A 12,861-nucleotide genomic window follows, 5' to 3' on the forward strand; every position below is an offset into this window, starting at 1 on the left:
CAATGGCTGACAACGACATCAAGAAGGGCCTTGCCGGAGTCATCGCGGATGAGACGGCGATCAGCAAGGTCAATCCCGAGACGAACAGTCTGCTCTACCGCGGGTACCCGGTGCAGGAGCTCGCAGCGACGCAGCCCTTCGAGGCTGTCGCGTATCTACTCTGGCACGGGGAGCTGCCGACGGCTTCCGAGTTGGCGGACTTCCGCGCGACCGAGCGCGCGAATCGTGCGCTCGCGCCCGAGGTCAAGGAAGCCATCGACCGCCTGCCGCTGGACTCGCACCCGATGGACGAGGTGCGCACCGCGGTCAGCGTGATCGGCGCGATCGAGACAGCCGGAATCAGCAATGTGCTGGACGCCGTCGGCACACCTGAGGAGAATCTTGAGCGAAGCCTCAAACTGTTCGCGGTACTGCCCGCGATCGTGGCCTACGGTCAGCGGCGCAGGCGCGGGCAGGGGATTGTCGAGTCGCGGGATGACCTCGACTACGCGGCGAACTTTCTCTGGCTGACGTTCGGTGAAGAGGCCGCGCCCGAGGTGGTGGATGCCTTCAACCGCTCGATGATTCTGTATGCGGAGCACTCCTTCAACGCATCCACCTTCACGGCGCGCGTGATCACGTCGACGCTGAGCGACCTGTACTCCGCCGTCGTCGGTGCGATCGGCGCACTGAAGGGTCCGCTGCACGGCGGTGCCAACGAGGCCGTGATGCACATCTTCGATGAGATCGGCGCGGCGTCAGAGGTCTCGTCGTGGTTGGATACCGCGCTGGCGGAGAAGCGCAAGATCATGGGCTTCGGGCACCGCGTCTACAAGCGCGGCGACTCGCGCGTGCCGACCATGAAGGCCGCGCTGGACACTCTTGTCGAGCACTATGACCGTCCGGATGTTGCGGATCTTTACAACACTCTTGAGAGCGAGTTCGTCTCTCGCAAGGGCATCTACCCGAACCTGGACTACCCGTCGGGCCCGGCGTACAACCTCATCGGCTACGACACACTGACGTTCACGCCGCTGTTCATCGCGTCGCGCATCACCGGGTGGACGGCGCACATCATCGAGCAGCAGGCGTCCAACGCACTGATCAGGCCGCTGTCGGCGTACAACGGTCCGGATGAGCGGCATATCGCCGAGTATGAGCCGGATACCGCGGCGATTGATGTGCAGGAGCGACCGGAAGAGGCGGCGGGCTGATGTCAGCGTCTCCGGACAAGATCGCGATCGTCGCCGGGGCGCGGACTCCGGTCGGACGCTTCGCGGGGGCGTTCAAGGAGACGCCCGCTCACGAACTGGGTGCCGCTGCAGCCATCGAGGCGATGCGGCGCTCCGGCATCGATCCGTCTCGCGTCGGTGAAGTCGTGATTGGCAATATCGGACAGGTCGGGGGCGATGCGTATATCTCGCGCCGGATCGCTCTGGCTGCCGGCCTCGACGACAACACCCCGGCATTCACGGTGAACCGCCTGTGCGGCTCTGGTCTGCAGGCGATCTGGTCGGCCGCGCAGGAACTGTTGTGGGGCGGGATCGATGTCGCTGTCGCTGGCGGCGCCGAGAACATGACGCGGATGCCGTTCTACGACTTCAACGCCCGGTTCAACGATCGTCTCGGGCACCGGCAGCTGCTGGACGGCACGATCTCGATGCTGACGGATCCGTTCACGAACAGGCACATGGGCACGACGGCCGAGAATGTCGCTTCGCGATTCGGTGTGACCCGTGAGGACCAGGATGCTTTCGCGCTCGAGTCGCAGCGCCGAGCGGCGACTCCGGAGGCGCAGGCCGCGTTCGCCGAAGAGATCGTCGCCGTCACCACGTCGGGGCGGAAGCCCGTCGAGGTCGCTCGCGATGAGCATCCGCGCCCGGAGTCGACGTTGGAGACTCTGGCGGGTTTGCCCGCCGCGTTCGTCGACGGCGGCACGGTGACAGCGGGTAACGCCTCCGGCATCAACGATGGCGGAGCGGCGACAGTTCTCATGCGCGAGGTGGATGCCCGTGCGGAGGGCGCGCCGGTGCTCGCGACTCTGGAAGCGGTGGCCACCGCTGCGCTCGAACCCGAGATCATGGGGTACGCGCCCACGCTCGCTCTGCGGAAGCTGTTCGCTCAGACGGGGCTCTCACCCTCGGACATCTCGACAATCGAACTCAACGAGGCCTTCGCATCGCAGGCCCTTGCCGTGATCCGCGACACCGATCTCAATCCCGCTCAGGTAAACCCCTACGGCGGCGCGATCGCGCTCGGCCACCCGGTCGGTGCGACCGGCACGATCCTCACCGTGCGCGCAGCGCTGACGCTGCAGCGGACTGGCGGAGAGTACGCGATCGTCACGATGTGCATCGGTGGGGGACAGGCGCTTGCGGCGCTGTTGAAACGCGGGTAGGGGGCGAGCCGATGGCTCAGATCGAGATCCCGCCGTCTACGGGGAGTACAGCTCCGGTGATGAATCCGGATTCTTCGGCGGCAAGGAACTCGATCGCTCCGGCGATTTCTGCGGGATCTGCGAACCGTGCGATCGGGCCGGTGAGCTCGGGGATCCGGTCCTCCGGGATCGAGGCGGTCATCCGGGTGGCGGCCTGAGGCGAGATCGCATTGACGGTGATTCCGAAACCAGCGAGCTCCTTGGCTGCGGTCTTGGTGAACCCGACGATGCCGGCCTTCGCCGTTGCGTAGTTGGCCTGTCCGAGATTGCCGTGCAACCCGGTGTATGAAGTGACGTTGACGATCCGGCCGTAGCCCTGCGCGCGCATTGTGGGGATGACGGCTCGGGTGAAGCGGAAGGTCCCACCGGCATGGACGGCCAGCACCGACTCCCAGTCATCATCGGTCAGCTTCCACAGCATTCGGTCGCGAAGAATCCCGGCGTTGTTGACGAGAACGTCGATGCATCCTGTCTTCTCTATCGCCGTCCGCACGACGTGCTCGGCGTCCTCAGTGCTGCTGACATCACCGCGCACGGCGATGCCACCGACCGCCGCGGCTGCCGTCGCCAGAACGTCGCCATCGAAGTCGGTCATCACCACGCTCGCGCCCGCTGCGGTGAACGCACGGCTCACCTCCAAGCCGATGCCTCGGGCAGCGCCGGTGACGATGACAGTGCGTCCAGTGAAGTCGAAGGCAACGTTGCCCATGGAGTTCCTTTCGATTGCGTGGTGAGACTTAAGCGGCAGACCAGCCGCCGTCGCTGGGGAGGACAGCTCCATTGATATTGGCGCTGTCTTCGCTGAGCAGGAAGGTGATGGATGCTGCGAGAACGCTCGCATCCACACTTTTCGGGATGATCGAGTGCGACGCTCGGACGCGTTGTTTGCCCAGTTCGGAGCCCCAGGTGGTCTCGATGCCCGTGCGCACAGGCCCGGGAGCCACCGCGTTCACCCGGATGCCGCTCGGGCCATACATATATGCACTGCTGACGGTGAGGCCGACCACGGCGTGCTTGGACGCTGTGTACGCGGCGCCTGCTGCTGAGCCCCGCAACGCCGCTTCGGAGGCGACATTCACCACGGTTCCGAATCCCTGCTCGATCATGTGGGGGATGACGGCGCGCATCAGCTTCATCACGCCGTCCACATTCACGGTGAAGACGCGCTGCCACACGGCATCCGATACTTCGCCGACGGGGGTCATGTCATCCATGACGCCCGCGACATTCGCGAGCGCATTGATCCGGTCTCCTGCTGCGTCGATCACGCGCGAGATGTCCACCTCACTGGTGACATCGGCGACGATCGGGACGAACTCTCCGGCGGCGGCCCCGGGCATGTCGACGAGGTTGTGCGGCGAGATGTCGACGGCGATCACACGCCCTCCTTCTCGTGCGATGCGCAGCGCAGTGGCCCGGCCGATGCCAGACCCAGCCCCCGTGACGATCACCGTCTGGCCGGCGAAGCGCGCGGGCTCGATCCGTTCGGTCATCTATCCTGTCCTCTCGCTATGGGTGATCAATGGGCCGTGGGTTGATTCGGAGTAAATCTACCGTATGATCGGTAGAAGAACACAGAGGTGCACAAGGAGGTCGGCTTATGGCGTTCGATGGTTGGCGTCCGCTCGAAGCAGTCACCGTTGTCGATTTCACCCGCATGGCGCCCGGTGGTACGGCCACGTTGCTGTTGGCAGATCTCGGGGCGACGGTCTACAAAGTGGAGCACCCGGTCGGTGGCGATGACACTCGTCATCTCAAGCCGAAAGTGGGCGCGGACTCATCGGCGCAGCATCAGTACATGGACCGCGGAAAGCGATCGGTCAGGGCAGACCTGAAGAACTCCGATGATCTTGCGCGCATCCTCGAACTCGTAAGAGAGGCGGATGCTGTGATCGAGAGCTTCCGCCCCGGAGTGGCCGATCGCCTGGGCATCGGCTTCCGCGATCTCGTCGCCCTCAACGACAAGCTTGTCTACGTGTCGCTGTCCGGCTACGGCCAGACTGGCCCGCGCGTGGCCGCTGCCGGGCACGACCTCAACTTCATCGGATATGCCGGTCTTCTCTCCGGATCCGTACCCAGAGCTCTGCAGGCTGATGTGAGCGGTGGGACTCTTGCCGCGCTCGCCATCGCTGCCGGCGTTGCGCGCGCACGCCAAGACGGAACGCCAGCGCACGTGGACCTGTCGCTGGCTGACGCGGCACTTGCGCTGGGAGGCATTCAAGCGGCTGAGGCCCTCGCCTCGCACTCTCTCGGGGTCGACGTGCAGACACCCCTGGACGGCCGGGCACCCTGCTACCAGGTCTACCGTTGCGCGGACGGACGATCCTTGGCAGTTGCTGCGATCGAGTCGAAGTTCTGGCAGCGCACCCTTGAGCTCATGGGGCGGACGGAGTGGATCTCGCGGCAGCAGGATCCTGCGCTCGTGCCAGAATTCGCCGCGGTGATCGCCGGTGAAACACAGGCGCATTGGGTCGAACTGCTGGTAGAAGATGACACTTGTGTCAGCCCTGTGCTGGAACCGCGTGACATTGCTTCTGACCTGCACGCTCTTGAGCGTGGCTCACTGCGCGAGTATGACTCCGCAGCGGGTCCGCTGTGGCAGGTCGCCTCACCTTTCCGAAACCTCGCGACCCGCTCTGCCCTGGCCGAGCACTCGACTCACTGAAGGAGTACTCATGCGTGAAGCTGTCATCGTCGAAGCCGTCCGCACCCCCGTCGGACGAAAGAACGGCCCGCTCTCGCGGGTTCATCCGATCGATCTCGCCGCTGCCACCCTTACCGCACTCGTCGACCGCACCGGCATCGATCCCGGCATTGTCGAGGATGTGATCTGGGGCTGCGTGAGCCAGGTCGGTGAGCAGTCGATGAACATCGGCCGCTATGCGGTGCTGGCTGCTGGTTGGCCGGAGACTGTACCTGCAACTACGGTCGACCGCCAGTGCGGTTCCTCGCAGCAGACGGTGATGTTCGCGGCGTCTGGTGTGATCGCCGGGTACTACGACGTCGTCGTCGCGGGCGGTGTCGAGTCGATGAGTCGTGTGCCCATGTTCTCGTCGGTCGAGAACGGGCCGGGAAACCCTAACTCCGCGGCTGGAATCGCCGCCCGCTACGGTGATTCGCTGGTTTCGCAGGGCGTAGGCGCCGAGATGATCGCTGAGCAGTGGGGCCTCGGTCGCGGGGATCTCGACGCGATCGCCGTCCGGTCACATCAGCGCGCGGCGGCCGCCATCGAGGATGGCCGCCACGAGGGTCACATCGTGCCGATCTCGGTTCCCGCCGATGAGGAGCACGAGGCAGAGATCTTCGCTGTCGATTCGGGCGTTCGCCCCGGCACGACTCTGGAGATACTTGCCGGCCTGTCCGCACCGTTCCGAGAGAATGGCCGCATCACGGCGGGGAACGCGTCGCAGATCTCCGACGGTGCCGGCGCGCTCCTCATTATGACCCCGGAGAAGGCGAAGCAGCTGGGACTCACGCCCATCGCTAAGATCGCCCATTCCGCTGTGGTCGGAGTCGACCCCATCACGATGCTCACCGGACCCATCCCGGCGACGCGCAAGGTGATCGACAGCTCCGGGATCCCGCTGTCGGAGATCGGCGCGTTCGAGGTGAACGAGGCGTTCTCGTCTGTCCTCGGAGCATGGCAGAAAGAGATCGGCGCCGATCCTGAGCTCGTCAACCCCAACGGCGGCGCGATCGCCATCGGACATCCCCTGGGCGGTTCGGGCGCTCGGATTATGGCCGACCTCGTCCACCACATGCGGCGCAACGGCATCCGATACGGCCTGCAGACGATCTGCGAAGGCGGCGGCATGGCCAATGCCACGATCCTTGAGCTGTGGAAGGAATGAGTGCATGGTGAAACGTGCGGTTGCGACCGAGATATCGGCCGACCCGGCATCCGTCATATCGGTCATCGACTCACCTCTCCCCGAATCGGCACCTGGCTTCGTGCGGGTCAACGTGCGAGCTGCGTCGTTGAATCAGCACGATCTGTGGTCCATTAAGGGCGTCGGCACGACGCCCGAACAGTTCCCCCTGGGAATCGGATCAGACATCGCAGGCGTGACCGACGACGGACGAGAGGTCATCGTGCACTCGCTCGTGAGTCCTTCGCCCTCCGGGCCAGGGGGCGAACTGATCGACCCGCGGCGCCGCATGCTGGCTGAGGCCAGTACAGGAGGGGCGGCCGAATGGGTGCTCGTCCCAGAGCGAAATCTCATCGCCAAGCCTGTCGAGCTCGATTTCGTCTCGGCGGCGATCCTGCCCACTGCATGGCTGACGGCATATCGGATGCTGTTCAGTGCCGGCGGCGTCCGCCCTGGCGATACCGTTTTGGTGCAGGGGGCAGGCGGAGGCGTTGCGACCGCGCTGATTTCTCTCGCCGCAGCATCCGGAGTACGCGTCTGGGTCGCCGGACGTGACCAGGAGCGTCTCGCGCGTGCCCGTGAACTGGGTGCGCATGACACGTTCGAATCCGGAGCACGCCTGCCAGAACGGGTGGACCTAGTCCTTGAGACCGTGGGGGAGGCGACGTTCGAGCACTCGCTGCGTTCGGTGCGCCCCGGTGGGCGAGTGGTCGTCGCCGGTGCGACGACGGGTAACCGGGTGAACGTCGATCTCAACCGGATCTTCCTCAATCACGTGTCCATCGTCGGAACGTCCCTGGGGGAGATCGAAGATCTCCGGGCCCTCGTTCGTTTCGTCGCACGCGCCGGCATCCAGCCGCTTATCGATTCGACCTTTGCGCTCGACGACGCTGCTGCAGCCGTTGCGCGCCTGGCCGGAGGCGAAGCGGTCGGCAAGGTCGTCATCACGCCCTGAGCCCCGACGGGCGAAGGGTCGGCAGCAAAATCACGAAGGAGTAGGGCAGTGGATTTCAATCTCACCGAAGAGCAAGAAGACTTTCGCGCATTCGTCCGCGAGTGGGTCGACAAGGAGGCGCCGAAGTCGGCAGCACTGGAATGGGAGAAGAACGAGCACGATTTCCCATTCGAGCTCTGGGACAAGTTCAGTGCTGCCGGTTTCCACGGGATCGGCATTCCGGAGGAGTACGGCGGCCAGGGCGGTGACATCGTTACACAGATGATCCTTGCTCGTGAGCTGTCACGAAACCTTGCGGGACTCACCTGGGTCTGGGGCATCACCTCATTCGCCGGCGGCAAGTCGGTGGGTCTATACGGTTCGGAAGAGCAGAAGCAGAAGTACATCCCTCGGATCTGCTCTGGAGAAGACAAATGGGCGATCGGCTTCACCGAGCCGGGCGGCGGAACTGACGTTCTCGGAGCGATGCGCACAGTTGCCAAGAAGGTCGACGGCGGCTGGGTGATCAACGGACAGAAGACGTGGAGCTCGATGTCGCACGTCGCCGACTACATTCTGCTGTTGGCGCGCACCGACGACAAGGTCGAGAAGCGTCACCAGGGTCTGACGCTCTTCATCCTTCCCGCGAAGTCCGAGGGCGTCACGATCCGTGAGATCCCGAAGCTCGGAATGCGTGCCCTGGGCTCATGCGACGTGTTCCTCGATGACGTATTCGTGCCCGACGAGAACGTGCTCGGTGAGCCGAATAACGCATGGCGTCAGGTGATTCCCACGCTCAACAACGAGCGCGTCATGCTCGCTTCCTTCTGCGTCGGAATCCTCGACGGTGTGCTTGAGGACGCCCTTCGCTACATGAACGAGCGTGAGGCGTTCGGCGGCAAGATCGGCAGGTTCCAGGCTCTGCAGCACCACGTCGCCAACATCGCCATGTGGCGGGATCAGTCCGAGCTCATGGTGTTCAAGGCAGCCTGGCTGCAGTCGCGCGGCGAACCCGCCGGTCAAGCCTCGAATATGGCGAAGGTGGTCGCATCGGAGCTTGCAGGGCAGGGGGCTGACCTTGGTCTGCAAATCCTGGGTGGGATGGGCTATTCGGCCGAGACGAACATGCAGCGGTACTGGCGCGATGTGCGACTGTTCCGCATCGGGCCTATCACGAACGAGATGGCACGCAACACGATCGCCGAGGGGCTCGGCCTGCCTCGATCCTTCTGAACCGAGAATCTGGCGCTGCGTCCATGAGTCCTCGAAGAAAAAGCGTCGCGCCGGCAGCAGTTGCCGCTTTTCTGGGCATTCTCTTCGTCGGACTCTCACTGCGTACCGTCATCACCTCCATCTCGCCACTGCTGGAAGTGGTTTCAGTGGAGGTGCCGCTGGATGGGCTCACACTGGGCATCATCGCGGCGGTACCGACGCTGGCCTACGCCTTGAGCGGAGTGATCACGCCGGAGGTCGCTCGCCGGATCGGGCTCGAGCGGACCGTGACGCTGGTTCTGCTCGTCATGGTCCTGGGGCACGCCGTGCGTGCAGTAGCGACAGAGCCGGTCTGGCTCCTCATGGCGACCGTCGTGACGCTGCTCGCGTCCGGAGTCGGCAATGTGCTTGTGCCGCCGCTGATCAAACGACACTTTCCTCAGCAGATCGGTGTCGTCACAGCCGTGTACGTGGCGAGCCTCGCCATCAGCAGCGCCGTTCCGGCGCTGGTGGCAGTTCCCATGGCGGAGCTGATCGGATGGCGGGCCGCATTGGGCGTATGGGGCGTGGCGACAGCCATCGCGCTGCTGCCGTGGTTGGTGGAGCTCCGCGTTTCGAGGCGGCGCCCAGAGGGAGGGGAGGCGTTCGCCGAGGCCGGTCTGGGCCGCACTGTCTCACATGAGAGCGTGGACGGACAGATCTCGAAGAGCTGGATTGCGTGGTCACTGGTCGGTCTGTTCGCGATGTGCTCGTTCGGTGGCTTTGCGATGCTGGCCTGGATGCCAACGATCCTCGTCGAGACAGCGGGAGTCGATCCCGCGGCGGCCGGCTCGCTTCTCTCGCTGTTCGCCGTGTGCGGGTTCCCTATCGCCGTTCTCGTGCCGCCGATCGTGGCTCGGATGCCGTCGGCCATCGTTCCGATCATCGTCGTGGGCATGGCCAGTTTCATCGTCGGATACTCGGGGCTCCTCATCGCTCCACGCGCTGCACCGATCCTGTGGGTGCTCGCCCTCGGTGTGGGTTCGCTGCCCTATCCACTCGCGTTCACGCTCATCGGACTGCGCACGCGGTCGGCTGCGGTGGCTCTGCGGCTAAGTGGATTCGTACAGGCCGTCGGCTACGTCCTCGCCGCCGTTGGTCCTTTCGCCGTGGGTATCCTCCACGAGCTCACGGGCACCTGGGCGGTGCCGCTGGGATTCCTCATGGCGGCCGTGCTGCTTGCGTTGCCGGCCGTCTTCGTGCTGGGAAGACCGGGATTCGTCGAAGACGAGATCAGGCGAAGTACTTCTCCTTGAGCTTGAACTTCTGGATCTTCATCCCGGCGTTCATCGGCCACTCAGTGACGATATGCACCTCGCGAGGCACCTTGAACTTCGCCAGGCCCCTGGCAGCGAAGTCGATGATCTCCTGAGGCTCGACCTCGTGACCCGGCCGCAGCTCGACGAACGCGACGGGAACCTCATCGTACTTGTCATCGGGCTTGCCGACCGCTGCAGCGACCGCCACCGCAGGGTGGGACATCAGATATGCCTCGATCTCGACGCAGGCGACGTTCTCGCCGCCGACTTTGAGCATGTCCTTCACGCGCCCTAGGAAGGTCAAATTGCCGCGCTCGTCCACGCTGCCGCTGTCTCCGGAGTTGAACCAGCCGTCGCCATCGAAGCCTTCAGCGGTCTTCGCCGGGTCATTGTGATAGTTCGTGAAAAGGTTGAACCCGCGGAACCAGAGCTCGCCGCCGATGCCAGGGCCGACGGGTTTGCCGGTGTCCAGATCTCGTACCTGCATCTCGATGCCCTCGAGAGGGCGCCCTGCTGTCGAGCGCTCTTCCGGGCTGTCATCGAGACGGCCCATCACGGCAACGCCACCGAGCTCCGTCGAACCGTAGCAGCTCACCTGTTTCGTGCCTTTCGGGAACTGCTCGGAGTACTTGCGGAGCAGCTCAGCCGGCCCCACGGTAAGGACCGCACGGACTTGCGCGAACGTCGACTCGACGTCCTTGGCGTGGTTGAGCAGCGGCTGGGTCAGTGCGGGGTACGCAGGATAGAGCACGGTAGCGCCCTCGTCGCGGATGAGGTCCAACGCACGTCCTGGATCGAAATAGACCATCGAGATGTAGGTCGCGCCTGCGTCGAGCACGCCCGTCATCGGTGCCTGCGAGCTGACGTGGAAGAATGGCAGCGCATTCCACAGCTTGTCTTCCATGGTGAGGCCGAAGCGCTCTCGGCCCAGCTGAATACCGGTTGCCACGATCGAGCGGTGTGGGAGTCGACATCCTTTCGGGTGTGCAGTGGTGCCAGAGGTGTACAGCATCATGTAGGTCGACTCGGGGTCGGTCTCAAGCGCTGCGTCGAGGACGACCTCAGCGGAGACTCCCTCTGCGTGCGCGAAGAAGCTCTCGGAAGTGCCGAATCCCGCGGCCGTGCCGGATCCGAAGAGGAAGGTGCCAAGAAGATCGGGTGCTTCCGCCGTTGTTCCCGAGATTCCGACTCCGGCTTCGGACAGGCCGGGCAGCGCCTCGTGGCAGCGCGCGACGAGGTCGACGTGCTCACGCGCTATGTCGTTGATGAACAGGATCCGCACACCCGAGTCTTGGATGACGTAGGCGGACTCGCGAGGAGCCAAGCGGGTGTTCAGGGGGACAGCGACGGCACCCGCCAGCGCACTGCCGAAGAGCGCATGGATGAGATCTAGGGAGTTATGCATGGCGATCCCGACGTGATCACCGGGCCGGATGCCGAAACCTACGAGTGCGCGCGCGAATTCGAGCGACCGATCGAAGAGCTCCTGGTATGTCTCACGGACGATGTCGCTGCCGGTGTCGAAGACGAAGGCGTCTCGATCAGCGAACTTATCCACGCCCCGGAACAGGAGCGCGGGAATCGTATTGTGATGCGTGGACCTATTCACGGTAACGACGACTCCTTCATTTCACTTCATCGTGGTGCGTTGAGGATGCTTGACGCAGTTACAACCATACGGTTGTTAGAAACAAAGTTCAAGAGATTTAACGTGCGAAAACACTTCCGCTGTCGCCATGCGCTGTGTGGCCGGACTGTCGGACCATCTTCAATCATGCCCACAACCGAGGCCTCGGGGATTTTGGTTGACATTTCCTCGTTCTGCCCTGAGACTTCCTATAGAACAACCAGTTGTTAGATTTATTGACAAGTTCCTGCAAGGCGGAGAGTCCCGATCCGTCTGCGAATTGACCATCGATATCCGTACACAAGAGGAGAGTGCAATGAAGCACACAATCAAGGCGATCGCGATCGCGGCACCGCTCGCGCTCGTGCTCGCGGCATGCAGTGCGACATCGGGTGGCGGAAACGCCGGCGACACCGGCGGTGATGCCGGCAGCAAGGTGAGCGAGGTGACGCTGTCGTTCCTGGGTGATATCTCCGGCGCCGCAGCGTTCTGCGGTGGCGAAGCGCAGACCGGCTTCGAAGCGGCCATCGATTGGGTCAACGAGAACGATCTCGCCGGTGGGGTCACAATCAAGGCCGATATTCGTGACACGCAGACTGATCCGAAGGTCGCTGCAACTGAAGTTCAATCGATCGCTTCGACCGATTCGGTAGGCGCCGTGATCGGCTGTGCTTCCGGGGTGGCGCAGGCGACTGCTGCCGCAGCGCAGAGCGTCGGCCTGCCGATCGTTGCCATGCAGTCCGGGAGCCAGGCAGTTATCGACGCCGGTGACCACATCTTCCGGGCCACGGCGCCCCAGTCGACGTTCCACAACAGCCAGGCGGAGTACTACATCGACAAAGGCATCAAATCGGTGGCACTCGTGACGCAGTCAGACAACCCCACACTCGTCGAGGTGGCCGAGACGGTGTACCCGCCCCTTTTCGAAGAGGCGGGCGTCGAGATCGTCGCCAACGAGACCTTCTTGGGCACCGACACGGACTTCACCGCTCTCGCATCGAAGGTCGTCGGCGCCGACCCCGACCTGGTGCTGCTGTTCGGTCAGGGAACCCCGAACGTGACGATCTCGACTGCAATCCTCAATCAGGGCTATGACGGGTTTGTGGGAGGCTCAGCCGGCTTTGCCAACGGCGTTCTCGAGCCGCTGGGTGCCAGCGCGGACGGGTTCACCTGGCCCACCGACTTCAGCGTCGACGGACCGGCTGAATCAACCCAGGACTTCGTGACCTATTACAAGGACAAGACGGGTAACGTTCCCGGTGCCTTCGCGGCAGAGACCTGGGACGCTGTGCTCCTCTTCGCTTATGGCATCGCGAACGCGGCCGAACCCGACAACCGTGAGTCGGTGCTGGAAGGCATCCGCGAAGTCACCTCGGCCGGATTCGACGGAGCAGTGGGCCCGATCAGCTTCGATGATCGAGACGCCCGCATCGACGGCATCCTCGTGGAATGGCGTGACGGAGCAGTGAACGTCGTCAGTTGATCATCCAGGGAAAGGGGTGGCG

11 protein-coding genes are annotated in these 12,861 nt (G+C 63.8%); 8 read left to right on the plus strand and 3 right to left on the minus strand.

The window, feature by feature from the left end; translation table 11 throughout:
• Positions 1-2: 2 nt before the first annotated feature.
• Positions 3-1,193 (plus strand): bifunctional 2-methylcitrate synthase/citrate synthase, encoded by a 1,191-nt coding sequence (locus ACTU6U_RS08000; RefSeq protein ID WP_443468595.1) that lies wholly within the window; start codon positions 3-5, stop codon positions 1,191-1,193.
• Positions 1,193-2,377 (plus strand): thiolase family protein, encoded by a 1,185-nt coding sequence (locus tag ACTU6U_RS08005; protein ID WP_443468596.1) that lies wholly within the window; start codon positions 1,193-1,195, stop codon positions 2,375-2,377. Before ACTU6U_RS08000 ends, ACTU6U_RS08005 begins: the two co-directional genes overlap by 1 nt.
• Positions 2,378-2,393: 16 nt before the next feature.
• Here the strand turns inward: ACTU6U_RS08005 and ACTU6U_RS08010 are convergent, their stop codons facing one another.
• Together ACTU6U_RS08010 and ACTU6U_RS08015 are read right to left on the minus strand one after the other, a co-directional pair.
• On the minus strand, positions 2,394-3,125 hold the full coding sequence (locus ACTU6U_RS08010; RefSeq protein ID WP_443468597.1) for an SDR family oxidoreductase: 732 nt from the start codon (positions 3,123-3,125) through the stop codon (positions 2,394-2,396).
• Positions 3,126-3,153: 28 nt separating this feature from the next.
• Entirely contained in the window at positions 3,154-3,909 is a 756-nt protein-coding gene (locus tag ACTU6U_RS08015) for an SDR family NAD(P)-dependent oxidoreductase (RefSeq protein ID WP_443468598.1), read from the minus strand.
• 107 nt (positions 3,910-4,016) lie between these two features.
• On the opposite strand from ACTU6U_RS08015, the gene ACTU6U_RS08020 reads away from it, so the two are divergent.
• Genes ACTU6U_RS08020 through ACTU6U_RS08040 form a run of 5 tightly spaced genes read left to right on the plus strand, consistent with a single transcriptional unit; the run spans position 4,017 to position 9,726 of the window.
• Positions 4,017-5,081 carry a CaiB/BaiF CoA transferase family protein gene (locus ACTU6U_RS08020; RefSeq protein ID WP_443468599.1) on the plus strand — a complete coding sequence of 355 codons (1,065 nt, stop codon included), beginning with the start codon at positions 4,017-4,019 and terminating at the stop codon, positions 5,079-5,081.
• Positions 5,082-5,091: 10 nt separating this feature from the next.
• On the plus strand, positions 5,092-6,267 hold the full coding sequence (locus ACTU6U_RS08025; RefSeq protein ID WP_443468600.1) for a thiolase family protein: 1,176 nt from the start codon (positions 5,092-5,094) through the stop codon (positions 6,265-6,267).
• A gap of 4 nt (positions 6,268-6,271) precedes the next feature.
• Complete coding sequence (locus ACTU6U_RS08030; RefSeq protein ID WP_443468601.1) at positions 6,272-7,240, plus strand: zinc-binding dehydrogenase; 969 nt, start codon at positions 6,272-6,274, stop codon at positions 7,238-7,240.
• A gap of 48 nt (positions 7,241-7,288) precedes the next feature.
• Positions 7,289-8,452 (plus strand): acyl-CoA dehydrogenase family protein, encoded by a 1,164-nt coding sequence (locus tag ACTU6U_RS08035; protein ID WP_443468602.1) that lies wholly within the window; start codon positions 7,289-7,291, stop codon positions 8,450-8,452.
• Between the two features lie 23 nt (positions 8,453-8,475).
• Positions 8,476-9,726, plus strand: a complete 1,251-nt coding sequence (locus tag ACTU6U_RS08040) for an MFS transporter (protein ID WP_443468603.1) — start codon at positions 8,476-8,478, stop codon at positions 9,724-9,726.
• On the opposite strand, the gene ACTU6U_RS08045 is transcribed toward ACTU6U_RS08040, so the two are convergent.
• Positions 9,704-11,287 carry a class I adenylate-forming enzyme family protein gene (locus tag ACTU6U_RS08045; protein ID WP_443468604.1) on the minus strand — a complete coding sequence of 528 codons (1,584 nt, stop codon included), beginning with the start codon at positions 11,285-11,287 and terminating at the stop codon, positions 9,704-9,706. The genes ACTU6U_RS08040 and ACTU6U_RS08045 overlap by 23 nt on opposite strands.
• A gap of 385 nt (positions 11,288-11,672) precedes the next feature.
• Here ACTU6U_RS08045 and ACTU6U_RS08050 point away from each other — a divergent pair, with 385 nt between their 5' ends.
• Positions 11,673-12,839: an ABC transporter substrate-binding protein gene (locus ACTU6U_RS08050; RefSeq protein WP_443468605.1), complete on the plus strand. Its 1,167-nt coding sequence runs from the start codon at positions 11,673-11,675 to the stop codon at positions 12,837-12,839.
• The last annotated feature ends 22 nt before the right edge of the window (positions 12,840-12,861 follow it).

The organism is Microbacterium zouquanmingi, assembly GCF_052266695.1.
Lineage (GTDB): Bacteria > Actinomycetota > Actinomycetes > Actinomycetales > Microbacteriaceae > Microbacterium.

Coding starts and splice junctions, on each gene's coding strand:
- ACTU6U_RS08000 (WP_443468595.1), top strand. CDS start 3: ATGGCTGACAACGACATCAAGAAGGGCCTTGCCGGAGTCATCGCGGAT.
- ACTU6U_RS08005 (WP_443468596.1), top strand. CDS start 1,193: ATGTCAGCGTCTCCGGACAAGATCGCGATCGTCGCCGGGGCGCGGACT.
- ACTU6U_RS08010 (WP_443468597.1), bottom strand. CDS start 3,125: ATGGGCAACGTTGCCTTCGACTTCACTGGACGCACTGTCATCGTCACC.
- ACTU6U_RS08015 (WP_443468598.1), bottom strand. CDS start 3,909: ATGACCGAACGGATCGAGCCCGCGCGCTTCGCCGGCCAGACGGTGATC.
- ACTU6U_RS08020 (WP_443468599.1), top strand. CDS start 4,017: ATGGCGTTCGATGGTTGGCGTCCGCTCGAAGCAGTCACCGTTGTCGAT.
- ACTU6U_RS08025 (WP_443468600.1), top strand. CDS start 5,092: ATGCGTGAAGCTGTCATCGTCGAAGCCGTCCGCACCCCCGTCGGACGA.
- ACTU6U_RS08030 (WP_443468601.1), top strand. CDS start 6,272: ATGGTGAAACGTGCGGTTGCGACCGAGATATCGGCCGACCCGGCATCC.
- ACTU6U_RS08040 (WP_443468603.1), top strand. CDS start 8,476: ATGAGTCCTCGAAGAAAAAGCGTCGCGCCGGCAGCAGTTGCCGCTTTT.
- ACTU6U_RS08050 (WP_443468605.1), top strand. CDS start 11,673: ATGAAGCACACAATCAAGGCGATCGCGATCGCGGCACCGCTCGCGCTC.